The organism is Chthoniobacter flavus Ellin428, assembly GCF_000173075.1.
GTDB classification, from domain to species: domain Bacteria; phylum Verrucomicrobiota; class Verrucomicrobiia; order Chthoniobacterales; family Chthoniobacteraceae; genus Chthoniobacter; species Chthoniobacter flavus.
Map to the genome: position 1 here is coordinate 1 of NZ_ABVL01000045.1, position 26768 is coordinate 26768.

The following is a 26768-nucleotide window of genomic DNA, read 5'->3' on the forward strand; positions in this document are numbered from 1 at the left end:
ATCGCCCAAGCTTCGAACATCAAGGTAAACCCACTGCCAGGTCGCGCCCAAGGCACCTCCACCTGCACTACCTTACCCTCCGGCGTCTTCACCCGCGGCACTCGGGCTACCAATTCGGTCTGGTATTGGAAAAAATTCAGATGCCGCCAGCTCTTCTCCACCGTGTCGTGCACCGGGCAAAGCAACTGATGCTCCGCTCCAGGTGCGCAAAATTTGCTCCCAGCCACAAAGTCCAGTTTGAGCGTTAAGCGGTGTGCTTCTTGGTCCAATTGGCAGTCGCTGACTTTCCATTCCGGGGTCAGTTGCAGCGCGAGCGTGAAGAGTTCCTTGGCATCCATTTCCCCCTATTGCCCCTCAATCCCAGCCCCTCGTCAATCTCCCGGTTCCTCACCAGCCGACCTCTGTTCCCCCTAGAGGAGGGGTTCGGGGAACCGTGGTTCCCTGATCCTCTTCCAACCCGCAACGCCGCCATCTTCCCACTCAAAATAGCGAGGAGCCTTAAAATGACTCCCGCGGGTGCGAGCACCATCCTGCATAACATCAACGATGGCAGTACCACGGCCATCGATCTGCCGACGAATGACTTTGTCAGCAGTGTCAGCGCCCTGCTTCAGACCTCCGATGGCACGCTGTACGGCACCATCTCGGACAGCGCGAACGCCGGCGTGGTTTACAAACTTACGCAAGTCGATGCGCTCAACTTCACCAACCCTGCCTCGGCCACTTTCACTGCGGGATATGCAGGCGCTTTCACTTTCACCTCGGCAGGCACTCCTCTTCCCACTTTCAGCGCCACGGGACTGCCGCCGTGGGCAACGTTAAATCCCACCACGGGAGTGCTCAGCGGCACCCCACCGGACACCAGCGGTTCGCCGTTTACCGTGACGGTGACGGCGAGCAATGGCTCTCTGCCGAACGCGACCCAGCAACTCACCTTGTCTGTTCAGCCGCCGACCACATCGGCGATTACGAGCACCGCCCTTTCCAAAACCTACGTCCTGGGAAGTCCCTACAGCTTTACCTTCCAGGCGACCGGATTTCCCGTCCCCACCTTTTCCGTGAGTTCGGGTGCCATTCCTCCGGGAATGACCCTGACGGCAAACGGCTATCTTTCCGGGGTCCCCTCAGCGGGCGGCCTCTACACTGGCACGATCAGCGCGAGCAACGGGGTAGGCTCCGCGGCCACGCAAAGCTTTTCGATTACCGTGCAGCAAAAGCCGCTATTCACCAGCGCTCCATTGAATGCCACGATGACTGTAGGAACTCCTTATAGCTCCACCTTCCAGGCCAGTGGTTATCCATCGCCGACGATTTCGACCATTAATGGTTTGCCGCAGGGCATCACCCTTTCGGCCAATGGCGTCCTCTCCGGGACACCGGCCGCCGGTAGTTACGGCCTCTATAGCGGAACTGTGACTGCCAGTAATATTTACGCCGGCCGCACCACGACGGACTCCCAGAGTTACACCATCACGGTCCAGCAGGCCCCAGCGATGTCTCCCATCCCGCCGACCACGGCGGCATTGAATACCGCTTACAATTATTCCTTCGCTCCCTACAAACCCGGTTACCCCGCCCCGACTTACACCCTCACCTCGGGCTCCTTTCCGCCGGGATGTACCATGACTTCCTCCGGTCTTCTTTCCGGCACGCCTTCGACACTGGGTAACTACTCCGGTGTCGTCACCGCGACCAACGGCGTCGGTTCGCCCGCGACGATGAATTTCACCATCTCGGTTCAACCCGCGACCGCTCCGACCTTCACCAGCGGAAATCCGCCGGCGGCCACGCTGAATGTCCCTTACAGCTTTACCTTCACCGCCAGCGGTGCTCCCACGGTCTTCTATTCCCTCGCTTCCGGCAGCCTGCCCCCGGGCATTGCCCTGGAATTGGTCCCGTCCCAATCCGGCATACTTATCTGGACAGGACGCATTCTAGGCACGCCCACTCAGACCGGCACCTTCACCTTTACGCCCCGAGCGGCCAACAGCGTGAATCCTCAAGCCACGCCCAGCTATACGATCACCGTTTACGCAAACGCGTTCACCTCCTGGTCCAGCCGATACTTCAACTCAACGCAACTCGCTGACCCGACGATCAGTGGCTTCACCGCCACACCGCAATACGATGGCATCTCCAACCTGTTGAAATACCTTTTCGACATCAACCCAGCGCAGTCCATGAGTGCAACCGACCACGCAGCGCTCCCTGTCGCGGGAATGACGACCATCGGCGGCACCCCCTATCTCACTCTCACCTACCGCCTGAATGCGACGGAAAGTGGCCTGACACTCGGAGTGCAAACCTCGCTGGACCTGCTCTCCTGGACGACGGTCGCCAACCCGACGATCCTCCAGGCCGGCACCGACGCAAACACCGGTGACCCGATCATGCAAGTACAGGTCCCTGCTACCGGCACGAGCAAATTCATTCGTCTGAACGTATCCTCGCCGTAGGGGCGATCTTGTTTCGTTTGCGATCCGGCAAAGAGAAGCGACTTTTCGCCAGATTTGTGAAACAAATGAGCGGCGTTCCTACGTCTATAGACTAAATCGTCCCATGACCGCCGCTCCTCCCTCCACTGCCAAACTGCGGAAACGGCGTCGCCGCAACCGGAGGATCATCGTTCTCTCGGTCCTCGCCGTGTTGGCGATCGCCGGTTGGTATAAATATGCGCACAAGCCTGAGGAGCTTATTTCCGTCGAAACGGCGAAGGTGACGCGGCGCGACCTGACCGAGACTGTACTGGCCAATGGGCGCATTCAGCCGATTCTCCAGGTGATGATCAATCCCGAGGTGGCGGGCGAGATTATCGAATTGCCGGTGAAGGAAGGTCAGTCGGTGAAAAAGGGCGACCTACTGGTCCAGATCCGCCCGGACAATTATCTGGCAGTGAAAAATTCCGCGGAGGCCAGCCACCTTTCGGCTATTGCCGGCCGCGATCAGGCGCAGGAAGAACTCGGCAAGGCCGAAGCCGATTTCAAGCGCAACGCAGAGCTCTTCAAAAGCAAGCTCATCGCCGAGAACGTCTACACCGACTTCAAGACTGCACTCGCCGTCGCGCGGTTGCACGTGCAGAGCGCCGAGCATCTCGCCAACCAGGCGCGTTTCGCTCTCGACCAGGCCAACGCCGATCTCACCAAAACGACGATCGTCGCTCCCGTGGACGGCACGGTGATCCGACTCAAATCGCAACTCGGTGAACGCGTCCTCGGAACCTCATTCAACATGGGTACCGAGATCATGACCATCGCCCAACTCGATGAGATGGAAGCCCGCGTGGATATCGGCGAAATGGATATTGTGCTGATCAAGGAAGGCCAAAACGTGCGGCTGGAGGTGGATCCCTTCAAGGATCGGAAGTTCAAAGGAACCGTCAGTGCGGTCGCCAATGCCTCGAAGAATTCGTCTTCCCAAAGCCCGGCTTCGACCAGTTCCTCGCAGCCTCAGGAAGCTCCGAAATTCGAAGTGCGGATTCGTGTTCTCGACAAGGAGACGTTTCGCCCGGGGATGTCCGTCACTGCGGAAATCGAGACGCGCTCGCGGCAAAATGCTATCACCGTCCCAATTCAAAGTGTCACCACGCGTCTGCCGAAACCCGGCGCGCCCCCCGCCAAGCCAGAGGGGAAATCGTCCGGTCCCGTCAAACCGATCGAGGTGGTTTTTGCCCGCGAGGGGGATCACGTGAAGATGGTGCCGGTGAAGACCGGCATCAGTGACAGCGATTATTTCGAAATCACCGAGGGACTGAGCGAGGGCCAGGAGATCGTGACCGGAGGGTACAAGGCGATCAGCAAAGATCTGGAGGATGGGAAGAAGGTGAAGTTTGGGGCAGACGCGAAAACCGGGAAATGAGGGATGAGAACATCCAACACCCAACACCCAATTGCCCCCACGGCACCACGGGCGTCTCGCAAAGCCTCGGCTCCCAACATCCAATGGCGCAAGCGCACGTGCGGTAGCGCCTTTTCGATTGGATGTTCGATGTTGGGTGTTGAGTGTTGGGTGTTGGCCGACAGGCTCCCATGAGCGTCATTCATCTCGACCAAATCTGTCGCTCCTACGTCATGGGCGTGGAGACGGTGCACGCGCTCCGCGGGGTCTCGCTGACGGTCGAGCGCGGCGAGTATGTCGCCATCATGGGGCCATCCGGTTCCGGAAAATCGACGCTCATGAATGTGCTCGGCTGCCTCGATACGCCCACTTCCGGCAGCTACGAGCTCAATGGCCACAACGTCGGCGAGATGGACGACGACGAACTCGCCGACATCCGCAATCGCGAAATCGGGTTTGTCTTTCAAACTTTCAACCTGCTCGCGCGGGCCACCGCCCTGCGCAACGTAGAACTTCCGCTCATCTATGCCGGCGCGGATATCGACGAGCGGCACGACGTCGCCCTCGCCGCGCTGCATTCCGTAGGGCTCGGCGATCGCGTTTACCATCGACCGAATGAAATGTCCGGCGGCCAGCGCCAGCGCGTGGCCATCGCGCGAGCGCTCGTCAATCAGCCCTCCATCCTTCTCGCGGATGAACCGACCGGCAATCTCGACACCCGCACTGGCGAAGAGATTCTCGAACTCTTCGATCAACTCCACGAAGCGGGTCACACCCTCATCGTCGTCACCCACGAGGAAGACGTCGCCCGCCAGGCACGACGCGTTATCCGCATCCGCGACGGCCTGGTTGCGAGCGACGAACCGGTCGTGCGCTGAATCAGCGTATGCATCTTCTCGCCGAGTTTCAGGAAGGTTTGCGCATCGCTTGGGAAGCGATCCGCACGAATAAACTGCGCTCAGGCCTCACCACTTTCGGCATCGTCATCGGCATCGTTACCGTGTCCCTCATGGCCACGGCCTTGCAGGAACTGAACCGCTCTTTTCACGACGCAATCTCCTTTCTCGGGACCGATGTGCTCTACATCGACCGGCGTGAATGGTTCGTCGAGTCGGATCAAAAATGGGACGAAGTGCAGCGACGCCCAAACATCACCCTCCCCCAGGCGCGTGCCCTGGAGCACGGGCTGGGCATGGTGCTCGGCGTCGCACCGACGGTCACCTACATGGTGGATTCCGTGCGCCACGGGGTGCGCAGCAGCACCGGCAGCATCACGATCATCGGCACCACCGAGCAATTTCTCGTCACCGGCGGCCACACTCTCGCGGCCGGCCGTTTCATGACCAAGGCCGAGGCCGAAGGCAATCGCGCGGTGTGCATCATCGGCTCCGAGGTCGCGGAACAGCTTTTCCCCGGCGAATCCCCGCTCGGCCAGATGCTGCGCCTCGGTGAGGAATCGCACACCATCATCGGCGTCTTTGCCAAGCGCGGCACGGCCTTTGGGCAGATGAGCCTCGACAACCAGGTGATCGTGCCGATCGGCAAACTGGTCCGCACCTTTGTGAGCGCGCCGAATTGCACGATCCAAATCAAGGTCGGTGACGATGCGCGCGTCGCGGCGGTGCGCGAGGAAGTGCGCGGCCTGATGCGAAAAATCCGCCGGGTTCCGCCGGGGCGCCCCGACGATTTCGCGATCAACCAGCAGGAGCAACTCCAGGGGGAAATCGGCCGGGTGTCCGCGGTCATTGCCACCAGCGGATTTTTCATCACCGGCTTGTCCCTCTTCGTCGGTGGCATCGGCATCATGAACATCATGTTCGTCTCCGTCGCAGAACGAACGCGTGAGATCGGCCTGCGCAAAGCGCTCGGCGCCCGGCGACGCACCATCCTGTTGCAATTCCTGCTCGAAGCCGCCGGCATCTGCCTCTTTGGCGGCGTGCTCGCGCTCGGTTGCACTGCGGCGGCGATCGCCTTCGCGCAAAGCTTTCTCCCCAAAGCGACGCTCTCGCTTTCCGTCGTGGTTCTGGCCCTGGGCGTGGCCGCGGTCACCGGAGTCGTTTCGGGATTCTTGCCTGCGTGGCGCGCCTCGCGCCTGAGCCCCGTGGAGGCCCTTCGTCAGGAGTAAGTCGATGAAACGCTTTCTCATCGAGTTTCGCGAAAGTGCCGCGCTGGCTCTCTCCTCCATCGCCGCACACAAGCTGCGCTCGGCACTCACCCTGCTCGGCGTGCTGGTCGGTGTCTTCTCGATCATCCTCGTAATGACCGCGATGCGCGCGATGCAGAATAATATCGAGAATCAACTAGGTGGACTCGGCGCCAAAACTTTCGTCGTCCAGAAAATGCCCGGTGCCTACTTTGGCGGCCGTGAAGGCTTGATGAAGTTCTGGCGCCGCCACGACGTGGATTATCCGCAGGCCCAGCGTTTCGAGCGCCAGGCGAACTTTGCTCCCCACATCGGCCTGCACACCAACTTTACGACCAGCGAAGTCACTTCCATCTATGGCAAAACTCCGCCCAACGTGATGGTGGGAGGCGTCACCCCCGGCGTCTTCGTCGTCAACCGCTGGGACATCGCCGAGGGCCGCGCCTTGCTGGAGTCTGATCTCGAGTCCAGCCGCGACGTCTGCGTTCTCAATGACGTCGTCGCCCGTGCGCTCTTTCCCCATGGGTCGGCAGTCGGGCAGCGGATCAAAATTGCGGCCATTCCCTACACCGTCGTCGGCGTTTTCGAAAACACCACTTCCGGCAACATGGAAGTCAACGGCCTCGTCCAGATTCCGCTCACTACGGGGCTCAACCGCTATGGACGCACGAGGGAAATTTCCATCCTCGTGACGGTCGATGATGCGGCGACCTTCGATGACACCGTCGAACAAGCGCGTGGCCTCGTCCGTTCCATTCGCAAAGTGCCACCTGGAAAGGAGGACGATTTTGAGATCCTGACCAGTGCGGCAATGATCGAACAGTTCCAAAAAGTGACGCGTGCCGTGCGACTGGGGCTTACCTTTGTCAGTTCGATTGCGCTGCTGGCGGCGGGTGTTGGCATCATGAACATCATGCTCGTCTCCGTCACCGAACGCACTCGCGAGATCGGTGTTCGCCGGGCGCTCGGCGCGCGGCGCAGCTCGATCCTCACGCAGTTTCTCATCGAGGCAGTCGTCCTCTGCCAGATCGGCGGAATCCTCGGAATCGCCGCCGGCCTCACGGGAGCGCGACTGCTTGCTACTTACTTGCTGCATCTACCACCGGCCTATCCGCTCGATTGGACCGTCTTCGCGCTGGTCATTTGCTCGGTTGTCGGCCTCGTCTTCGGCAGCTATCCCGCCTGGAAAGCGTCGCATCTCGATCCGATCGACGCGCTACGCTACGAATGACCGGGTTTACGCCGAGCGCAGGGTGAGGTGGACGATTTCCGCCGGCGCCTGCACTCGTAGAGGGAACCAATTGCCTACGCCGTTGGAAACGACGAGCGAGCGATTGGCCCTTTGATACAGGCCCGACCAGTAGCGGAACATCGCGGGGCCGAATCCGACCTGCTTGGTCAGCATCAATTGTCCGCCGTGGGTGTGTCCCGCCAGTGTCAGAGGAATGTTCTCCGCGTAATCGAAGGCATGCGGATGATGCGCCAGCAGGATGGGAAAGGCATCGGGATTTCTCTGCTGCAGGAGTTCTTCCATCGAATTGGCGATCGCCTGGTCGCCGCGGCTGCTCATGGCCCGCGGGTCACCTTCTTTCGCGCCCCAGCGCAGGCCGAGCACCTGCAGGGGCGTATCCCGGACGGGAATGATGGCCGATTCGTTGACCAGCAAACGCAGCCCTGCTTCGCGCGTGAGCGACCGAAAGGCCTCCGGGTCTTCAAACAGATCGTGGTTCCCCTCGCAGAGAAAAACGCCGTGATTGCTCTCCAGCCGTTTCGCGACGTTGAGCGCGGCGGGGAGATCGGTCAGCGAGTAGTTGATCAAATCCCCCGGCAGCATCACGAGATCAGCCCGCAGACGATTGGTCGCCTCGACGATGCGATTGAGCACCGCGCCGTGAGTGAAGACACCCACGTGCAAATCGCAGACCTGGGCGATCGTCAACCCATCGAGCGCTTTGGGCAGACCGCGCACTTGCACCGTCAATTGCCGCACCCGAAATTGATCCCACTGCAAGGCCGCGATGCCGGTGCCACCCAAAGCCAGCACCGCCGGTGCCGCCCATGCACCCGCGGCCACGAATTCTCGGCGGGTCACGCATTGACCGCTCGGCTCCGCCGGCTTCGGCCGCTCCAATCTCGCCAGCATACGCCCCAGCCGCAAGACGCCCGCGGCGACACCACCCGCAAACCAGATCAGCAAAACCGGCAACAGCACCAGGCAGTGCCAGATGTAGATGAAGGCGATCAGGGGTTCGGGAAAGAGCGACTCGGTCAGCAAATCCAGACGGCGTCCAAAAAAGAGCACCAATAAACCGCAGGCCTGCACCACCGCGAACAACACCACGCAGACACTCCATACACGCCGCCACGGACGCTGAAAACGGCGGAGCCGTCGATGCATCTTCCAGCACCAAAAGAAATCCCCCAGAAACAAAGCGAGAAAAACGAGGCTGAAGAAGAGCATGCAGTGCTCTCAATAAAGCCGGGATTGGCGGGATGCCAAGCGAGGGAAGGCCCTGCCCGCGGTCTCGTTGCGTTAACGGAGTGCAATTTTTTCGCCAGCGCACAAAAATTACTGCAAAATTCCAGGATTGTTTCACACTCCGGCACCCTCACAAACAAAGTGCTGAAACTCGGTCATGGTTGCCTCTCCACGGAACGTCGGTTGTGAAATTCCACCTCATGCAGTTGCGGAACTGACCCGCCTCTACGACCTGGGACTTTACGTCCAGGCGTGCCGCTTCGCTGAACAATTCCCCTCGCCCTGGGAGTGGCACGGCACCACCGCCTGCACCATCGCGGGCCGCCTCGCCAGCAATGGCTTTGCGCCGCGACTGGCGCGCGCCTTGCACAATCGGGCCTGGCGCCACGACAAGCGCAGCCCGGAGGCCGCTTACTACTTTGGCTTTTCGCTCCTGAGCGAGCGTGGTCCCCTGGCCGCGTGGCGGTTTTTGCGCCGGCTGCCCGCGTTCCCGGAAATCACGCCGACGCAGCAGTCCGATCTGCTCATGCTCCGCGCGCACACCGTGGCGATGTTCCGCGACTTCAACACCGCGACGAAGCTGATGGACGAAGCCGCGGCCGCGAGCGCCGAGCATCCGTGGTTTTGGGTGGAAAAGGGTTCCTTGCACGAACACCAGGACGCTTACCCGGAAGCCCTTGCCTGCACCCAGCGGGCGCTGGAGATTCGTCCTCACTTTCGCCCGGCGGTCCAGGGCGCAGCGCATCAGTTGCAACTGCTCGGGCGCGATGAAGAAGCGCTCCACCTGCTGCAGACCACGCTCCAGCACATCGAGAGTCCGGCCGTCGCGGCACAACTCGCCATCCTGCAAACCGAGCTCGGCCACCATCAGGACGCACTGGAATCCTGGCACCGCGTGCGGACGCTCTCGCCGTGGATGGAAACGAAGATCATCGACTGGTGGGAAACGCGCATCTCCGACGGCAGCTATTTCGTCGGCGACCTCGCGACCGCCGCGGAGACCGCGGCGCGAAGCAAGAATCCCTTCCACGAAAGGATCGCCGAGCGTCTGCGCGCGCCTGCTCCCGATGCGCGCCGCGTGCTTCTTCCGGTCGGCTTCGTGCGCCAGCACCATTTCACCTGCGCGCCGGCCACGTTGAGCGCGTTAAGTCACTATTGGAAGATGCCGGTCGATCACCTCGCGCTGGCCGCCGCCATTTGCTACGACGGCACGCCCGATCACATCGAGCGCCATTGGGCCGAGGAAAATGGCTGGCATGCCCGCGAGTTCCGCGTGACTTGGGAAATCCTGGTCGCGCTTCTCGATCGCGGCATTCCCTTCACTCTCACGACCGTCGAGACACAAAGCGCGCATCTTCAGGCGGTCATCGGCTACGATAGCTTCCGCGGCACGCTGCTCATTCGCGATCCCTACGAACGCACGCACGGTGAATGGCTCGCCACGGAATTCCTGGAACGTTACGCGGCCAGCGGACCGCGCGGCATGCTGCTCCTGCCACCTGGGGAGATGCATCGTCTCGAAGGCCTCGAGCTCCCCGATGCGCCGCTTTACGATTGCTTCTATCGCCTGCGGCGCGCCCTGCACACTTACGATCGCAACGCGGCGCAGAATCACTTCGAGGAAATGGAACGGCTCGATGCCGGAGACCGCCTCACCCTCCGCGCACGCTGGGCGCTGGGCAGTTATGATGGCAGCCTGACCCGCCAGCTCGCCGCGGTCGAGGAACTGCTCGGGCGTTATCCGAAAAACGGATCCTACCTTTGGAGCAAACTGATCCTGCTGCGCGAACTCGCCCGCCGGACCGACTATCACCAACTCCTGCACGAACTGGCGGTCGAAAAGGAAATCGACACCGTCTTCTGGCGGGAATGGGCCGAGGAGCTCCGCAAGGACGCCCGGCGCTGGAACGAGTCGCGTCGCCTGATGCTGCGCGTGCTGCGCTTCCGCCCGGCAGACCCGGATAGTCTCCACTCGCTCGCCAACCTGTATTGGGATCGCCGCGAATTCGCCGAAGCCACGGAGCTGTATCGTTTTGCGGCAACGCTCCGCGACAAGGTGGAGCATTATTCACGTTCCTATTTCCTCGCGACGCGTCATCTTCGCCAGACCGACATCGCGCTGGAGATGCTCACCCGTCGGGTGGAAGCCTTTGGCCAAAAGTCGAGCCAGCCGGTCAAGCTGCTCTTTTGGGCGCTGACGATCCTCGATCGCCAGCCACAGGCTTTCGAGAAGCTGGAGGAAGCGCTCGTCGTGCACCCGGAAGATGGCGATCTCCTGCTCTTTTCCGCCGACGCCTACGCCCGCTACAGTCAACCCGAGCGTGGCCAGGATTTGCTCCGCGCCGCGGAAACTCGCACGACGCGCGCACAGTGGCTGCGGACCGCCGCGAACCTCGCGGACTATCGCTGCGATCTGCCGGGCTCGCTGGCTTCGTGGCGCGAGATTCTCGATGCCGAACCGCTCGATCTCTCCGCCCAGCGCGCCGTCACGCGACTCCTTGCCGAGACCCAGGGCCGCACCGTTGCCCTGGAGCATCTCCGCACGACCTGCGAAAGGTTCAACCACCACATCGGCCTGCACGAACTCTGGGTGGAATGGGCGCGCATTGAAAACAACGTCGAGGCCGAGCAGGTGCTGCGTCGGCTGCTGGCGCTCCACCCCGAACATGCCTGGGCTCATCGCGAGCTCGGTCTGGTGCTGAGCGAATTGCACCGCTCCGAGGAAGCCGCCGCCGCGCTCGATGTCGCCGCCGAGCTCGAGCCGCAATCGCCTTGCACCGACGGGGTCCGCGCTCACGTGGCGCTTCAAGCCGGACGCCTTCCGGAAGCGCAGGAATTTGCCCGTTCCGCACTACGCCTCTCCATCGATTATCAGATGTCGGTCCGTGATCTTCTGGCCGCCAGCGCGACCTTCGAGGAAAAGCGCGCCGCCATTGCTTTCCTCCGCGAAGAGTTGATTCGTCAGGTTGTCTTCGGCGAAGGCCTGCTCGCTTATCGCAGCGCGGCTTTCGAGGTTTCCGAACCGGCGGATTTGCTCGCTTCCCTCCGCCAGGCCCACGAGGCACGGCCCGATCTCTGGCACGCCTGGTCGGCGGTGGTGTTGCAACTCGTGGACATGCATCAACTCGACGAGGCGCTCACCCTTGCCCAACAGGCCACCGAGCGCTTCCCGCTGCTCCCACGCCTCTGGGTGGATCTCGCGCAAGTGCATCGCGCCCGCCGCGACCGCGAGAGCGAGATCGCCCCGCTGAAGCGCGCCCTGCAAATCTCCCCTGCCTGGGGACGCGCCAGCCAGTTGCTGGCCGACACTTACGAACGCATGGGCAACTACGCGGAAGCCGCGCGCATTCTCGAGCAGGCGATCGCCGCCACGCCCCTCGATGCCACCAATCACGGCACGCTGGCCAACGTGCTGCATCACCTCGGCCGCAAGGAAGAGGCGATCCAGCGGCTCGAACATGCGTTGAAACTCGAACCGAACTACAATTTCGCCTGGGACGCGCTGGAATCGTGGTCGCGAGGGAAAGCCGCGAACGGCAACCGCGCCGCGGTGCTCGCGCGGGAACTCACCACCCTGCGCCCCGGCGAAGCAAGTTCCTGGCTCGTCCTCGCGCGAGTCTCCGTCGGCGCCCCGCTGGCGGAGCGGCTGGACGCGCTCGATCGTGCGCTGGCCCTCGATCCACGACTCGCCGATGCCCATGATCTCCGCGTCACCCTGCTCACCGGAGCGCGGCGTTTCGACGAAGCCATCGCCGCCTGTTCGCCCACCGTCTTCGGCGGCGTGATCCCGACGCCGTTACGCGGCCGCGCGGCGTGGGTGGATGCCCAGCAGGGACGCACCCGGGCCGCCATCGCCCAGATGCGCCAGGTCGTCGAGGCATCGCCCAACTACTACTGGGGCTGGAACATGCTCGCGGAGTGGTATTGCGCCGACAACAATTTCACCGAAGCGCAGGAAGCCGCTCGCAAGATGGCCCGACTGGCGCCACGCAGCGCCATCCCACTCGGCTACCTGGCCGATATCCAGGCGCGCAGCAAGCAACTCGATGACGCTTACGTCACCCTGCAAAAAGCCTACGACATCGACCCCACTTATGCTTTTGCCGGGTTCTCGCTCTTTGACCGTCGCCTGCAGGAAAACAAGCTCGATGAGGCAGAGAAGACGCTCGTCCTCATCGAGACACACCTGCCCGGGCCTTCTGCTACTACCGCCCGGCTGCGTCTGGTCGCACAACGCGGAGAAGTCGTCGCCGCTTTCACCTCTTTCCGGACTCTACTGGCCGATCCAACAGTAGAGGCGCGCACCTTGCAACTCGCCGTCGACACCCTCGTCGCCGAAGGCTGGGCGCGTGAAACGGAGACTACGCTAGCTGAGGCCCTGACGCTGCCGGAGACGAACCCCGAAGTAGGCGCGCTCTGGGTACGGCGATTCATCGCGCGCAATGAATGGAATCGGCGCAAACGCCTCTTTGAGCTGGGAACCCAGACGGTGCTCGGTCACCGGGCGCACGTCGCTTACATCGAAGAACTCGGGCAGCGCAACCAGGTGACACTCCTCAACGACTTCATCAAAGCGAACCGCGCCTGGCTCCAGGAGAAACCCTCGGCATGGGGTGCACTGGGCTACGCTTATGTAAAAATGCGGCGGTGGCATGAGGCAATCAACTGGATGAAAGATTGGTCCCGGCGCGACGATATCGCCCCGTGGATGCTGATCAATCTCGCCACCGCCTACCGACATATCGCGGACGACAAGACTGCTCTCGCCGTCAACCAACGTGCACTCCACCTCTTACCGGATAACACGACCCCGCAGCATCGGCTCTGGATCATCCATGAGATCGCGCTGCGTGGCGATATGCCCGCTGTCGCCGGCCGCATGGAGGAGTTGCGTGAGCACGAATTGGATGGTTACGGACAAGCGCTGCTGGCGCTCATCAAGGCGTTGCGCGTCGTGCATCTCGCCCTGCCATCCGTCCGCAAGACCATCTATCAGGAACACCGCGAAGCGCTCGCCATCCGCTATCGCCAGGGCGCCTACAACGATCCCGCCCTTTGGCGCGCCCATAAGCGGACACTCGCCACATTGGCCAAAGTGAGCGGTGATCACTGGGCCTGGCTGCGCCCGATGCCGTCACCGCGTGTTTCGCACAGCCCGGTCCGCCGGAGTTCTCCTTCCTCATCCAGTGATGTCAGTCCCCGACTGATTTGGGTGGTCATCATGGTGTTGACGGCGATCGTGCGCGCCTGCTCGTCCTCGTTGTCTTCCCATGACAATTTCACGCTGCCTGACCGGGGCCTCGGTCCCGGCGAACGGTTTACTCCGGTCGAGACGCCGGTATATGTTCCATTCCGGCGATTTCCGACCGATACTCATCGAAACATTCAGCTCGCTCCTTCCATGCAGGAGCCCGTCCATTTGCTCCCGACGCCGGCACCGCTCCCTTTAAAATAAGGCCCCCGCTGGCACTTAAGCGAGGAAAACGATAATTTCCATTTGCCACCCGGGCAGTTCTCCGCTCACTTTGCGCGCCCTATGAGTCATACCCGTAGAGTTGTTGTCACCGGAATGGGCGTTATTACGCCCCTCGGCAACGATTTGGATACATTTTGGCAGAACCTCGTTGCCGGCAAAAGCGGCATCGGTCCGATCACGCATTTCGATGCCGGCGCCTACGATTGCCGCTTCGCCGGCGAGGTCCGCGGCTTCGATCCCGCCCTCTACTTCAAGAAAAAGAAGGACACGAACCGGACGGACCGTTTCACGCAGCTCGCGGTCGCGGCGGCCAAGAACGCTCTCGCCGACGCCGGCATTGTCGAACCGCTGGCCGACCCGGAGCGCTTCGGTTGCATGATCGGCTCCGGCATCGGCGGCCTGAAGACGACCGAAGATCAGCACACGGTGTTGATGAACAAAGGCCCGGGGCGTCTCTCGCCCTTCATGATTCCCATGCTTATCGGCAACATGGCCAGCGGCATTGTTTCCATGGAATTCGGCCTGCAAGGCCCGAACTTCGCCACCATGTCCGCCTGCGCTACCAGCGCGCATTCCATCGGCGAAGCCTGGCGCATGATCCGCGACAACGACGCCGACGCCTTTGTCGCCGGCGGCAGCGAAGCGGCCATCGTTCCTCTCGGAATGGGTGGCTTCGCCGCCATGAAAGCCCTCTCCACTCGCAACGAAGATCCGACCGCGGCTTCGCGTCCTTGGGACAAAGACCGCGATGGTTTCGTGATGGGCGAAGGCGCTGGCGTTATCGTGCTGGAAGAACTGGAGCACGCCAAAAAGCGCGGCGCACGCATCTACGGCGAGATCGTCGGCTACGGTCTGACCAGTGATGCCTATCACATGAGCGCTCCCCTGCCCAATCACGAGCAGGCCCAGCGTTCGATGCGCGTGGCCCTCGCCAAGGCCGGCCTCAATACGACCGATGTCGATTACATCAACGCCCACGGCACCAGCACGCCGGTCGGTGACATCGCGGAAGTGCGCGCCGTGAAGGCCGTGTTCGGCGATCACGCCCGCAACGGTCTCCTCGTCTCCTCCACCAAATCCATGACCGGCCACCTCCTCGGCGCCGCCGGCGCGGTGGAGACGGTGGTCTGTCTCAAGACCATCAATACCGGCCTGATTCCGCCGACGATCAACCTTCACACCCCCGGTGAAGAATGCGACCTCGACTTCGTGCCGCTCAAGGCGCGCGAAGCGAAAGTGAAGGTCGCTCTCAACAACAGCTTCGGCTTCGGGGGCCACAACGTCTCCCTCGTCGCCCGCGCCTTCGAAGGCTAGAGCGCCGTGCAGTCATCCCCGACCTTTACTCTCGACCTGCCCGCCGGCGAATTCGACGCCTACATCTTCGATTGCGACGGCACCCTGGCGGATACCATGCCCACGCACTACAAGGCGTGGCTCGCGGCACTCGGTGAGCACAGCCGCAATTTTCCCGAGGCGATGTTCTACGAACTCGGCGGCGTCCCCACGGCGCGCATCGTCGAGATCCTCAACGAACGCCACGGCCACAACCTGCCCGTCGAAGAGACCGTCAATCACAAGGAAGCGCTCTTTCTCGAGATGAGCCACGAGATCGCGGCCATTGAACCGGTGGTCGCGCTCGCCCGGCAATATCACGGCCAGAAGCCGCTCGCCGTCGCCTCCGGGGGGCATCGCCGTATCGTCATGAACACGCTGCGGGCGCTCGGCATCGTGGAGCTTTTCCAGGCGATTGTCTGCTCGGAGGATTACCAGCGCGGCAAGCCGTCGCCGGACCCATTCCTCGAGGCTGCCCTGCGGCTCGACGTGGCGCCGGAACGCTGCCTCGTCTTCGAGGACACCGCCACCGGCATCGCCGCCGCGGATGCGGCGGGGATGAAGTCGGTGCTGGTGCCGCCACCGAAACGGTAAGCTCCTATCGCTCCTATTCTTCCCATCCCTCCTATAGGACCGGATAGGAGGAATAGGAAATATAGGAGTCTGCTACCCGCGCGTCTCTTTCGTCTCCTTCTGCAGGCGCTTCAGCTTGCCGGAGATACCCGCCTTGGTCGCGGCGTTCATCCGGTCGATGAAAAGTACGCCGTGCAAGTGATCGGTCTCGTGCTGGAGTGCACGCGCGAGCAGGCCGGCGGCTTCAAATTCGATCTTCTTCCCATCGAGCAACGTCGCCGTGCATTGCACGCCGCTGCTCCGTGTGATCTCCGCGGTGATGTCCGGGAAACTCAGGCAACCTTCATTGCCCGACTCCTTTTCCTCGCTGAACTTGAGCACGGGATTCAGCAACACCAGCGGCATGTGCTCTTCGATCGGCACTTCCTTGTCGTTGATCCACATGGCGCTTGGGCGATCCTCGATGCCGGCGACATCGATCACCGTCATTTGAATCGGCACGCCGATCTGCTGCGCCGCGAGGCCCACGCCATTCGCCGCGCGCATCGTCTCCAGCATGTCGACCGAGAGTTGCTTGATCTTCTCGTCCACGTCTTTCACTTCCCGGCCTTTTTCACGGAGCACAGGGTTGCCGTATTTCACGATCTCCAGAATCATTGCTACTTTAAACTACTTCCTTTCGGTAAAGGCGGAAAGATTACCTTTGACGCCGGCCTCCTTGAGGGCGTCGAGGACTTGGATGAGAAAGCCGTAGGAGACCTTCTTGTCAGCTTTCATGGCAAGATTAGGACGGCCCTTTTCTGCGATGAGCTTCTGCACGGCGGCCGTCAATTCGTCGAGCGAGACTTTCTTGGCATCCAGGAAAATCTCCTCGTCGTCCGTGACCGAGAGCACCACCGGTTCCTCGCTCGAGTCCGCGGAAACCGCGCTCTTGGACTCCGGCAGCTTGATCGTCACCTCCGGCTGCATCTTCTTGAACGTCGTGGTGACGATCACGAAAATGAGCAGGATCGCGAAGATATCGATCAGCGAAACGATGATGACCTGCGGGGTGCGCCGCGGCCGGGCGTAAAACTTCATGCCTGCGGTTCCTCTTGCAGGGGCTCGGGCTGCGGTTCCGCTTCCGGCTCGGCCTCGGGCTCCGGCGGCGCGTAGCTTTCCATGCGGGACGCCGGTGGCAACACCTGTTGATGCGCCTGCTGGTAGTAGCACTTCGAAAGCAACTCGGCGACGAGCGACTCCATCTCCGCCGCCATCGTCTCGACCTTTTTCGTGAAATAGCTGTAAGCGATGAGGCTCGGGATGGCCACCGCCAGGCCGACGATGGTCGTGCTGAGCGCCTCGGAAATACCCTTCGCGATGCCATGCGGATCCTGCGTCGCGGAGTCCGCGCCGAAAGCGCCAAAGACCGAGATGAGGCCCGAGACCGCACCGAGCAGCCCGAGCAGCGGAGCGATACCTACGATGATCTCGAGCACGAAAATTCCACTCTCCAACCGCACGATCTCGTGCCGCGCCCGCGTCTGCACCGCCTCCATGTTTTCCGACTTGGGCCAGGTGAGATGCTCCAGGCCGACTTGAATGATGCGGGCCGCCGTGGAGCGATCGTGCCGCACCAGCTTGGCCAGCCGATTGGCCGCGTCTTCATCCCCGGGTTGAATCCCCTCCACTTCCCGCTCCAGCATCGGCGGAATCACCACATCCCGGCGCAAAGCCAGACCGCGCAGGACGATCACCGCGACCGAGACCCACGAGCAGAGCAACAGCGGCAGCATGAAAAAGCCGCCATTGTAAAAGAAGTGAAAGGCCGATTTCAGGGAAACGGCGGCGAGAATGGAACTCATTGGGAAAACGGATAGTAGGTAAAGGTCAGCGTCCACTCGAGGGGCGCCGTGCTGATCGGCGACCCGGGGTCGCTCGGCGGCGGCCCGATTTCGGCATCGTGGACGGCGCGCATCGACACGTCCGCGAGACTTTGGTTCGAGGTGTTGGCTTCCACCCGCGACCCTGAGATGTGTCCCTGGGCGTCGATGACAAAGCTGATACGCACCGAACCGAAGGCGATCAAATCCATTTTGTCGTGGATGTAATAATACCAGCGGGAGCCAATGGCATCGTTCACCGCCTTGCGATACTTCGCCATCGGCGTGGCGATGGCGTCCACCGCGCTCTTTCCGCGGTTCGAAATGCTGCTTTCGATGCGATTCTTTTCCTGTTCTGGCGTGTAACCCGAGGAATGCTGCGGCTGCGGACGGGGGGCGGGCGTGGTCAGCTTGGCCATCTGCTGTGGCTGATCTTCGATGGGCCGGAGCTTGGCTGCGTGGGCCACAGGCGAAGGCGTATTTGCCGGCGGCTCGATCTGCGTCACTGCCTTGGGCACCGTTTCGCGCTTGGTCACGGCGATCTCGTCATCGAGCAACTTCTCCACTTCCTTCAGCTTCTGGACCTTCTTCTGGACATTCTCCGCGGTCAGCGGCTTGTCCTTCTGCTCGGTCTTTTTCGCGTCGGGAGGTGGGGGCTTCGGAGATTGCGGGGCATTGTCCGCCGGCGTGGGAGTCGGTGGCGTCTTGTCCGGCTCCTGCTGCGCCACCTGCACATTCGGCGGAGGAGGCGCCGGCAATGGCTGGGCCGAAGGCGGCGTCGGCGCGAAAGGCTGGGCCATCGGGCCGAGCAGCGAACGCGTCGTCTGAAAAGCATTGAAGGGCAGGTTCTTCCCCATCTGCCCCGGCAACAGCGAATCGCCGGTCGCCGGAAGCTCGCTCGCCGCTTTCATGTTCTCATCGGATTCGATGAGCGAATGATCCGAGGGATCCTTCGCGATATCGAGACCGCGCGAATCGAGGAACAGGCGATCCGGAGGCGGCGGCGCGAGGGTGAACGGCTGGATGCGCTCTTCCTCCGGCGGGATGATTTGCAGCTCGATGTTCCGCGGCTTCAGCGAGGCCCTGGCGAAGTCCACGCTGCGGTCGCGGAAGAGCAGCGAGATCAGCGGGATCATCAGGAATGCCAGCAAGTGCAGGAGCAGCGAGACCACGACCCCGATGAGCACGAGCCGGCCCGTCGGAACTTCCGAGACGTCGGGAATCCGGGCCAGCAGCGGTGAAGTATAGCGTTGGACGAAAGTCATGCTGGCAACGGCCGGATCACAGCCGCCTCCATCAGGCCGACGACGTTAAACCGGGAAACCTGTGCGCACCACTCGACATCTCCTGCCCGGCCGGTGGCCGTAAGCGCCTGCCCGTTGCGCGCCGCGCGCAGCGCCTCGAGCGGCGTCGGGTAATGCGCGGCCATCGCCGCCACGGTCTGCGCCGCATCGCTGTGGGTCGCACCGGTGAATTCGGCGATCAACCGCCCCGCGGCATAGGCATCTTCCAAGGCAAAAGTCTCAAACGTCCCCGCGCAGACCAGCAGCAGGTTTTCCGGCACGCTCGTCCGGATCACTTTGGCCAGCGCGTCCAGATTCAGCAGCGCCCCAACCAGCACGCGTTGCGCCCGTTCGCAGGCCCGCAAGGCCACCGTGCCGTTCGTCGTGGTCGTCACAATCCGCCGTCCCTGCAGGTTCTGGTATTCGCTGGGCGAATTGCCGATGTCGAAGCCGGCAATGCGATCACCCTTCCGCTCGCCGCCGAGCACCACCTCGGGTAGCTTCGCCTTCATCGCCCGCGCCTCCTCAATCGTGCACACCGGATAAATCTCCGGCACCCCATGGGCCAGCGCCGTGACCATCGAAGAAGTCGCCCGCAGGATGTCGAAAACGACACAGGTCGTTTCAGTGAGATCGCGAGCGGAAAGCAGGGTGATCTCTGCAGGATTCAGGGCGACGTCAATATACATAAATGTTAACGCCCTGAATAACGCGACCAAAGGGCGAATCGTTCATAAAGCATCATTCGCCCTCCTCAACAACCACTTCCCTCCCAAAACCGGGTTAAAAGATGGGCTACCGGAAGCCCTCTGGCTCCCGAGTTCCCCACGATGCTCACCGCCACCACTTGCTGCGTCTTTTCGGAACTGAATAAAGGTGCTTCGTTAACGCACTCAGGGCTATCGCCGCAGAAGGAACAACCCGAGGATGGCCAGCACCACTCCGATGAGACGCTGCCATGAGGTAGGTTCATGGAAAAAGAGAATACCAGCTATGGCCATGATCGCGGCGCCACCCGCCAGGATTACGGGAACTGAGGAGAGTGGGCCCCCTTTTTGGAAAAGCAGGAAGAAAACGATAGTCCCTGCGCCGACACAGATGCCGGTCAATGCCGAAAACCAGAAACCTTCGCTGCTGAATTTCTGCTGCCAGCGCCCGCTGAAATAAAGAAAGCCAAGATAAACGAGGATGGTCAGGGCGGCGACAGCTTCAACCACAAAACCGCCCAATCCATCGCCAATGTGATCGGAGGCGATTCGCGTAAAGATTTGATGGGCGCCATAGAGAACAGCGGCGACAACGGCATACCAGAACCAGGCAGACATAATCGACTATAGCGCGAGCAACATCGCTGGTGAATGAAACACTTCGTTCATTGTTGGCGGAGGCGTTCCTCGGATTGTCGCGTCAGCGCTCTGGTCAGCGAGTTGCCGGCTTTTCCCAGTTTTCGCGATTCCTGAAGACCAGCCTCGATCACCGGCCGCGGCAGATCGCCCGGCAGACGCACAGCGAAGGCATTAGCTGCCCGGTCGACCCTCAAGAGCCTGCGCCATGTCTCCGTCGCCAGCGCTTCGTCCTGAATGGCTGGGAGGACATCGTTGGCCTTCACGATCGCCGCGTCCAGTTGGATCTCCGCCATGGCGACCAGTGCGTGGCAGCGGGTTTCGATTTTCTGATCGGGACGTGCCAGCACCGAGAAAAAGGCGAGGGCCGTCTTCCCTCCGATTTGCCGCAAGGCCTCAAAGGCAGCCTTGGTCTCCGGACCGGAACCGCCCGCGCTGGCGAGCGATACCAACTCTTGCCCGACATAGCCTTGTCTCCAGGCACCGGCGAGCCGCGCCGATGCGGCCCGAAGCTTCGCATCGGGTGAGTGAAGTAAGCGCAGGAGCATCTGATAGTCCGGATTGGCCAACGGCTCCGTCTCCTTGCCGGAAGGCGTCGGACGGGCCTGGCGGTTGAGGGCGGCGACGGCAAGTGCATCCACGGCGCGAATAGTCGCCTCGACATCAAACCGGCCCCGCGCAATTTGATCGCTCAGTTTTCTTAGCTCTTCCGGGCGGCCCGCCTGGGCGACGAGTTCGATCCAAGGCCCAGCACCGTTGCGAGGAAGCTCAGTGTGTTCTTGATAGTAGGCGGTCAACGCGTGCGCCTTGGCTTCTGGACCGGCATTGCTCTCCGCGGATTCGGAAGCGCCCAACGCGCCGAGTTCCACGGCACCGAGCAGGAAGAGCCAAAGGCAGAGCAACCGAATGCACGTCGCAATCACCGCTTAATCTAAGCCGTTTAATGATATGCAGCCAGCCCGTGCACTCCCTGCCACGCCATATATGTCGCGAGCGCGATCAAAAGAGCGCATGAAATATAGGGCGCTTTGCGCATCATTTCACCCAACCCAGTGAATCTCTTTTCCGCATGACGAAGGCTTAAAGCGGCCAGCGCCCCGACAGAGACCATGGTGAGCGCAAGGCCGAAGCTGAATGCGCCGACCAAGGCGAACCCAAGCGTAAACCGCTTCACTTGCAAGCACACCAGCAACACGGTGAATGCCGCCGGGCATGGAAGTAACCCGCCGGTCAGACCAAAAAGGATGATCTGCGGCGTGGTCACCTTGCGATTCATGAAGCGCTTTTGGATATCCATTGCATGCGCCAGTTCGTGGGCGTCCTGGAATCCCGGCCCTTGCGGCAGATCGGCGTGATCGTGATCACCGTGTGAATGTCCGTGGTCGTGGTCATGCCCATGATCGTGTGAATGCCCGTGCCCGTGCGCGTCTTCCCAGAATTGCACAGGGTAGGTGTGAGTATGCCCATCGTGCGCCAACGTGAGCGTCAGATCGAAGTCGTGAGGCTCTGGAATATCGTTCGTCGACTCCAGAAAGCCTTCCTTCCTTACGAAGGCGAACTTTTGCCGCGCACCGTTCGGGCGCACCGTCTCTATCGACACTTCAGAAGATTCAGGGAGATAAGCCTTGCCGCGTTCTTGAAAGGCCAGTCGAAAGACCGGAGGCACTCCAGTCTCAAAAACCGAGAGTTGAACCACTCCACTACCGGTCTTGATGATCTTCGTATCGTCGTGCGCATGGCCGTTGTTGTGCTCCCCATGACCGTGATGTTCGTGATCCGCCGCGGCCTTCAAGTCGCGGCGAGTGCGCCAAAACATCCAAAGAGCCAGGCCGGCAATGATCACTGCGGACGCGATTTGGAAATATGGTTCGGTTGTCTCCGCATTCCAGTGGCTTCCATACTTCAGTGCCACCGCCGCGAGGAGCCAAATGATCAGCGAATGCGAGATTGCCGCGGACAAGCCGAGCAATATCGCCTGCACGACCGTGCCCCGAATTGCAATGATGAAAGCGGCCATCATGGTCTTGGAGTGGCCTGGCTCCAGGCCGTGCATCGCACCCAGCAGAATGGCCGTCGGAATATAGAGCCAGGCGTGCGATGTTCCCTGGGCAAGCATTTGCGAAAGGTCAGTAATGGCGAGGAATGGCATCGGAGGATTATGCCCCCTACCCCCTTCATTTGCCAAGGCCATTTCCTGATGCCATTCATGGAAGAACCCCATTACATTTTCCTCCACTACCGGGGCAAGGGTGCAGCGTCTCACCTCGCCGAGAGCGTGAAGAAGGCTCTGGCCACAACGAAGTAAACGATCGTCGTTTAGTTCCCTTTGCGAAGCACCTCATACAGCGCATCGAAGCAGGCAAAACCTTTCTCCAGGATTTCTGCGTCGCTGTGGTTGAGTCGCGCCCAGCCCTTAAAAAGCAAATCCAGCCCCACGCATTCCGAGCGCTGGAATTTGCCGTCCTCCAGGTCAGTGTCGTGAATCATTTCCCCGATCCGCTGGACCGCCGGAAAGCGGATCGCAAAACGTTTGAGCAACGTCTCGAAGGTGCAGGCGTCGCCATGGTGTGTGAACTCGACACCGGTCATGTCGTAGGGGATCGCCTCCGGGTGCGCGGAGGGTTCGGTCGCAAACACGAATTTCGCGCGCGGATCGATGAACTTGCGAATGAGCCATGCTGAGCCGACTCGATCAATTTCGGGACGCGGACGGGTGAGCCACACCCGGCGCTGATATTGCTTCGCATCAAGCACCTTGCCCGCTTTGGCTGGCGGGGCATTCAATCCGGAAGCGCGCTGGAAAAGCATTTCCACATCGTGCGCCTTGGGAGAATCAAAAAAGTCGATCTTGCGCAATTCCTGAAAGCGTCGCCGCAGTTTCTCCAATTCTTCGGGAACATCGTCACCGGGCTTCTTGCGGTGGGCAGCGATGAGATCCCGGAGTTCCTCCGCCAGCGCAGAATAGTCTTCGGCCCGCGCATCGCCGAACTGCCGCATGATCTCTTCGCGACTCAGGCCCTCCACATCCGACACAGAAGCCAATGTGGCTTCACCACCGGCATCTCGCACCTGCTGCGCAAGCCATTGAAATCGCTCCAAAAGGTCAGGCCGGTTTGGCAACAGGTAGGCCGATGTCTTGAACGCCAGGGCGCCGCATTTCTTCAACTGCCTCCAGATTCCCACGCGTGCACTGCTCCGTCGCGTGGGCAGGCTATAAAGGAACAAAAGCCAGTCAGTCTTTTCCGTTGTCATTTCGATTACCAGCCATGTAATATCTATTTCATTATCACAATTCAACGAATGTCGCATATCGCTCCCATTCTGAGAACATTTTGCTGCGAGATCTCCTCGCGGTCAGTCAGACCGGCACTGCGGACACTGGAGGAATAGCTGCGATGCGCTGGATTACCCGATGCGCTCTACGCAGAATGCCAACGTCAGGCTCGGAAGTGAGGGGCACGATGAGCTCCTGGCGCCAAGTCACCCAGTTTCTCGCTCTGCAGCGCAATACTTCACTGCTTCTGGCCGTGCTCGTCCTGGCGGGGCTGGGTGAACGCTTTTGGCTGGGATTTGCGCCGAAGTATTTGGAGGCATTGGGTGCAGGCGTCCTGATCATCGGCCTATTTGACGCCCTCCAGACTCTTCTTGGCGCGCTCTATGCCTATCCCGGCGGCTGGCTCACCGACCGGTGGGGACAGCGCCGATCGTTGATGGCTTTCAGCGCACTTTCTCTCTGCGGGTATCTGCTGGTTTTATTTTGGCACCATTGGCTCGCTCTGCTTTTGGGCTCATTTTTGTTTCTCGCATGGAGCGGGTTTTCGCTGCCGGCAACTTTCACGTTGATTGCGACTTCATTGACGCAGCATCAGCATACGATGGGCGTTTTAAAGCCCCCCAACCTATGAGCAATCCAGATCAAGACAGTCCCTCCCATCGGTCTCCTTCATGCAAGCGGTGCTTTTTGTTTTGCGCACTTATCATCATCGTCCTGCTGGTGGTGGGAGGCGCATTTTTGTACCACTACATTGTCACGGGCGGCCTTCGTGCCCGTCAAAAACCCTCCGCACTGGAAGCTCGGGTTGCCGCGAGTTTGGTCAATTTCAGCATTCCCACGGAATTCAAGGCGATGAAGAACCCGCTCGATGCCACACCCAATGGAGGAGATGTCGCGGCGGGGCGGGAGCTCTATCAAAAGAATTGCGATGCGTGTCACGGTTTCGATGGCACTGGCAATACTCACGCCGGCAATGGAACGTATCCTCCGCCTTTTGACCTGAGCCACGCCGCGATCGCCAGGCGAAATCGAACGGACGGTGAACTGTTTTATTTCATTCGGAACGGCGTTCGAAACACCGCTATGCCCGGCTGGCAAATGCCGAATCTGCAGATCTGGCAGCTCGTCGCCTATATTCGCAATCTTCCCTTAACGGCCCCGGCGCCACGCGAGCAAACGGTTAATCCGGCGACACCCGCTCCTTCGGAAGCCGGCGCGCATTATGTCGGATCCGCAGCTTGCGAAAAGTGTCATGAAGACATTTACACCCGCTGGAAAAAGACCCCGATGGCGAACGTGGTGCGCAATCCCAAGGAACACCCCGATGCCATCATTCCGGATCTCAAAAGCGGCGATCCTTTGATTACGTTCACCGTCGATGACATTGCTTTCGTTTACGGCAGCAAATGGAAACAGCGATATTTCAAGAAGGTCGGCGATGATTACTACGTTCTTCCGGCGCAATGGGACGTCACCCACAAGCAATGGAAACCCTATTTCGTAAAGAAGGACTGGTGGGCGGAATTTTATCCGCCGGATAATTTTCAGCGACCCACAGGCGCTCTGTGCGATGGCTGCCATTCCGTGAATTACGACATCAAGACCAAGATTCCATCCGAATGGAATGTGGGTTGCGAAAAGTGCCACGGGCCGGGGAGCGAGCACGTGAAGCAGGCGACTGCAGCGAGCATTCTATGTCCTTCGCGAATGGATTACGTCGCCGCGAACGACACCTGCATTCAATGCCATTCGCAGGGGCGGACGCTCACCAACCCCATTGACGGCAAGTATTACGATTGGCCGGTCGGTTACGACGTATCGAAGAAGCTCAGCGATTACTGGAAACTCGAGGATCATAAGCTCGGCGAAACGACCTTCACCCATTTCCCTGACGGGACAGCGCACAAGAACCGGATGCAGGGCAACGATTTTACGACCAGCCTGATGTATACGCACGGCGTCACCTGCTTCACCTGCCACGATGTGCACGGCACGGAATATCCATCGCAACTTCGGAAGCCCGCCAGCTCACTGTGCCTCGATTGTCACGGCCCAAGTTCGCCCAATGGGCCGTTTGCTCCTTCGCTCGAAGCGCATACCCATCACAAGGCGGGTAGCGCAGGCAGTGAATGTATCGCCTGCCACATGCCGAAGATCGCGGAGACCCTCGGCGATGTGAACGTGCGCAGCCACACGTTCCATTTCGTGAGCCCATCGGAGACGGATTCGATGAAGATCCCGAATGCCTGCAACGTGTGCCACACGGATAAGACGACGGCGTGGGCGACGAGCGCGCTGAAGTCGTGGGGCGATCAATCGCCGTGGCGGGTGGCGCAGTGAGTCTTAAGTTTTAAGATTTAAGTTTTAAGTAAAGATCGAGAGCGGCGTGGCAGCAGACATCTTAATACTTAAAACTTAACCCAAGTTCGACAGTCGTTAGGGATAAAAAGCTTTTTCCGTGAGGGGATGTTGGGTTGGCTTCTGGAGAGGCGGTTGGTTGTCAGGGATTGGATGTTGTAGTGGAGACCGCCGCCTTGCTGGAGCAGAGAGGAAAGGGGCAAGCTGGGGCATGTTTTTGCGGCGCAATCGCAGACAGAAGAACGGTCAACAATACGAGTATTGGACTTTGGTGGAGAGTCACCGCACGGAGCGCGGGCCGCGGCAGCGGGTGGTGGCGACGCTAGGCAAACTGCCCGGACTCGACGAAGAGGAACGGGCCGGCTGGGAGGAGATAGCGCGTTTACTGGATGGGGATGGGGCGCCTGCGGAGCCCACGCCGCCGGGAGATCTTTTTGGATCGCCGGCCGCGCCACCGTCCCTACCGCCGCCGCAGTGGGCGCAGGTGGATCTTTCTCGCGTGCGCGTGGAACGGTTGCGGCAGTTTGGCCAGGTCTATTTAGCCTTGGCGCTTTGGCGGCGCTTGGGATTGCACGATTTTTTCTTCGCGCATCTACGGCGCGGGCGCGAGGAAATCGATTGGGCGACGGTGGCCGCCATTCTTTGTATCGGCCGGTTTTGCGCGCAGGCTTCCGAACTGGCGCTGAGCGAGCGATGGTATGGGCAGACCGCTCTCGACGACCTGCTGGGCGTTGGTGTCGAAGCGGTTTATGACAACCGGCTCTACCGCGCGCTCGATGCGCTTCTACCTTTGCGCCAGGCCCTCTTTGGT

General features: G+C 60.8%; 22 protein-coding genes. 11 read left to right on the plus strand and 11 right to left on the minus strand.

What is annotated here, in order from left to right:
- Window positions 1-338 (minus strand): transposase family protein (locus CFE428DRAFT_RS31625; RefSeq protein ID WP_042726234.1); only part of this gene is annotated, 338 nt, incomplete at its 3' end.
- 165 nt (window positions 339-503) lie between these two features.
- Between CFE428DRAFT_RS31625 and CFE428DRAFT_RS31630 the strand changes: the two genes are divergently transcribed.
- The 5 genes from CFE428DRAFT_RS31630 to CFE428DRAFT_RS31650 all read left to right on the plus strand — a co-directional run bounded on the left by CFE428DRAFT_RS31630 (window position 504) and on the right by CFE428DRAFT_RS31650 (window position 7208).
- The gene (locus CFE428DRAFT_RS31630; protein WP_006983826.1) at window positions 504-2456 is read left to right on the plus strand and encodes a putative Ig domain-containing protein; all 1953 of its coding nucleotides are present in this window, start codon (window positions 504-506) and stop codon (window positions 2454-2456) included.
- A 103-nt stretch (window positions 2457-2559) separates the two neighbouring features.
- Window positions 2560-3855, plus strand: coding sequence for an efflux RND transporter periplasmic adaptor subunit (locus CFE428DRAFT_RS31635; protein WP_006983827.1), 1296 nt, complete (start codon window positions 2560-2562; stop codon window positions 3853-3855).
- Window positions 3856-4025: 170 nt separating this feature from the next.
- Complete coding sequence (locus tag CFE428DRAFT_RS31640; protein WP_006983828.1) at window positions 4026-4712, plus strand: ABC transporter ATP-binding protein; 687 nt, start codon at window positions 4026-4028, stop codon at window positions 4710-4712.
- 8 nt (window positions 4713-4720) lie between these two features.
- On the plus strand, window positions 4721-5959 hold the full coding sequence (locus CFE428DRAFT_RS31645; protein WP_006983829.1) for an ABC transporter permease: 1239 nt from the start codon (window positions 4721-4723) through the stop codon (window positions 5957-5959).
- A gap of 4 nt (window positions 5960-5963) precedes the next feature.
- On the plus strand, window positions 5964-7208 hold the full coding sequence (locus tag CFE428DRAFT_RS31650; RefSeq protein ID WP_006983830.1) for an ABC transporter permease: 1245 nt from the start codon (window positions 5964-5966) through the stop codon (window positions 7206-7208).
- A gap of 6 nt (window positions 7209-7214) precedes the next feature.
- On the opposite strand, the gene CFE428DRAFT_RS31655 is transcribed toward CFE428DRAFT_RS31650, so the two are convergent.
- On the minus strand, window positions 7215-8438 hold the full coding sequence (locus CFE428DRAFT_RS31655; protein ID WP_006983831.1) for a metallophosphoesterase: 1224 nt from the start codon (window positions 8436-8438) through the stop codon (window positions 7215-7217).
- Between the two features lie 175 nt (window positions 8439-8613).
- On the opposite strand from CFE428DRAFT_RS31655, the gene CFE428DRAFT_RS31660 reads away from it, so the two are divergent.
- The 3 genes from CFE428DRAFT_RS31660 (at window position 8614) to CFE428DRAFT_RS31670 (ending at window position 15858) form a co-directional block, all read left to right on the plus strand.
- A complete protein-coding gene (locus CFE428DRAFT_RS31660) occupies window positions 8614-13911 on the plus strand; it encodes a tetratricopeptide repeat protein (RefSeq protein ID WP_006983832.1) in 5298 nt (1765 codons plus the stop codon).
- Window positions 13912-13992: 81 nt separating this feature from the next.
- On the plus strand, window positions 13993-15246 hold the full coding sequence (gene fabF, locus CFE428DRAFT_RS31665; protein ID WP_042726235.1) for a beta-ketoacyl-ACP synthase II: 1254 nt from the start codon (window positions 13993-13995) through the stop codon (window positions 15244-15246).
- Window positions 15247-15252: 6 nt separating this feature from the next.
- On the plus strand, window positions 15253-15858 hold the full coding sequence (locus CFE428DRAFT_RS31670; RefSeq protein WP_006983834.1) for an HAD family hydrolase: 606 nt from the start codon (window positions 15253-15255) through the stop codon (window positions 15856-15858).
- A 72-nt stretch (window positions 15859-15930) separates the two neighbouring features.
- On the opposite strand, the gene def is transcribed toward CFE428DRAFT_RS31670, so the two are convergent.
- The 9 genes from def to CFE428DRAFT_RS31715 all read right to left on the minus strand — a co-directional run bounded on the left by def (window position 15931) and on the right by CFE428DRAFT_RS31715 (window position 23634).
- Window positions 15931-16494 carry a peptide deformylase gene (gene def / locus CFE428DRAFT_RS31675; RefSeq protein ID WP_006983835.1) on the minus strand — a complete coding sequence of 188 codons (564 nt, stop codon included), beginning with the start codon at window positions 16492-16494 and terminating at the stop codon, window positions 15931-15933.
- 12 nt (window positions 16495-16506) lie between these two features.
- Window positions 16507-16917: an ExbD/TolR family protein gene (locus tag CFE428DRAFT_RS31680; RefSeq protein ID WP_006983836.1), complete on the minus strand. Its 411-nt coding sequence runs from the start codon at window positions 16915-16917 to the stop codon at window positions 16507-16509.
- Window positions 16914-17681 carry a MotA/TolQ/ExbB proton channel family protein gene (locus tag CFE428DRAFT_RS31685; RefSeq protein WP_006983837.1) on the minus strand — a complete coding sequence of 256 codons (768 nt, stop codon included), beginning with the start codon at window positions 17679-17681 and terminating at the stop codon, window positions 16914-16916. The genes CFE428DRAFT_RS31680 and CFE428DRAFT_RS31685 overlap by 4 nt, the downstream gene beginning before the upstream one ends.
- Entirely contained in the window at window positions 17678-18964 is a 1287-nt protein-coding gene (locus tag CFE428DRAFT_RS31690; RefSeq protein ID WP_006983838.1) for a hypothetical protein, read from the minus strand. The genes CFE428DRAFT_RS31685 and CFE428DRAFT_RS31690 overlap by 4 nt, the downstream gene beginning before the upstream one ends.
- On the minus strand, window positions 18961-19671 hold the full coding sequence (locus CFE428DRAFT_RS31695) for a 2-phosphosulfolactate phosphatase (RefSeq protein ID WP_006983839.1): 711 nt from the start codon (window positions 19669-19671) through the stop codon (window positions 18961-18963). The genes CFE428DRAFT_RS31690 and CFE428DRAFT_RS31695 overlap by 4 nt, the downstream gene beginning before the upstream one ends.
- A gap of 210 nt (window positions 19672-19881) precedes the next feature.
- Window positions 19882-20307, minus strand: a complete 426-nt coding sequence (locus CFE428DRAFT_RS31700) for an EamA family transporter (RefSeq protein WP_006983841.1) — start codon at window positions 20305-20307, stop codon at window positions 19882-19884.
- Window positions 20308-20354: 47 nt separating this feature from the next.
- Window positions 20355-21194 carry a hypothetical protein gene (locus tag CFE428DRAFT_RS31705; protein WP_131990178.1) on the minus strand — a complete coding sequence of 280 codons (840 nt, stop codon included), beginning with the start codon at window positions 21192-21194 and terminating at the stop codon, window positions 20355-20357.
- 71 nt (window positions 21195-21265) lie between these two features.
- Window positions 21266-22474, minus strand: a complete 1209-nt coding sequence (locus CFE428DRAFT_RS31710; protein ID WP_006983843.1) for a nickel/cobalt efflux transporter — start codon at window positions 22472-22474, stop codon at window positions 21266-21268.
- A 167-nt stretch (window positions 22475-22641) separates the two neighbouring features.
- Complete coding sequence (locus tag CFE428DRAFT_RS31715; protein WP_083805434.1) at window positions 22642-23634, minus strand: chromate resistance protein ChrB domain-containing protein; 993 nt, start codon at window positions 23632-23634, stop codon at window positions 22642-22644.
- A gap of 152 nt (window positions 23635-23786) precedes the next feature.
- Here CFE428DRAFT_RS31715 and CFE428DRAFT_RS31720 point away from each other — a divergent pair, with 152 nt between their 5' ends.
- From CFE428DRAFT_RS31720 to CFE428DRAFT_RS31730, 3 genes are all read left to right on the plus strand, one after another.
- Complete coding sequence (locus CFE428DRAFT_RS31720; protein WP_006983846.1) at window positions 23787-24230, plus strand: MFS transporter; 444 nt, start codon at window positions 23787-23789, stop codon at window positions 24228-24230.
- Between the two features lie 56 nt (window positions 24231-24286).
- Window positions 24287-25939 carry a c-type cytochrome gene (locus tag CFE428DRAFT_RS31725; protein ID WP_042726238.1) on the plus strand — a complete coding sequence of 551 codons (1653 nt, stop codon included), beginning with the start codon at window positions 24287-24289 and terminating at the stop codon, window positions 25937-25939.
- Window positions 25940-26168: 229 nt separating this feature from the next.
- On the plus strand, window positions 26169-26768 hold a 600-nt coding region (locus CFE428DRAFT_RS31730; protein ID WP_042726239.1), incomplete at its 3' end, for a hypothetical protein.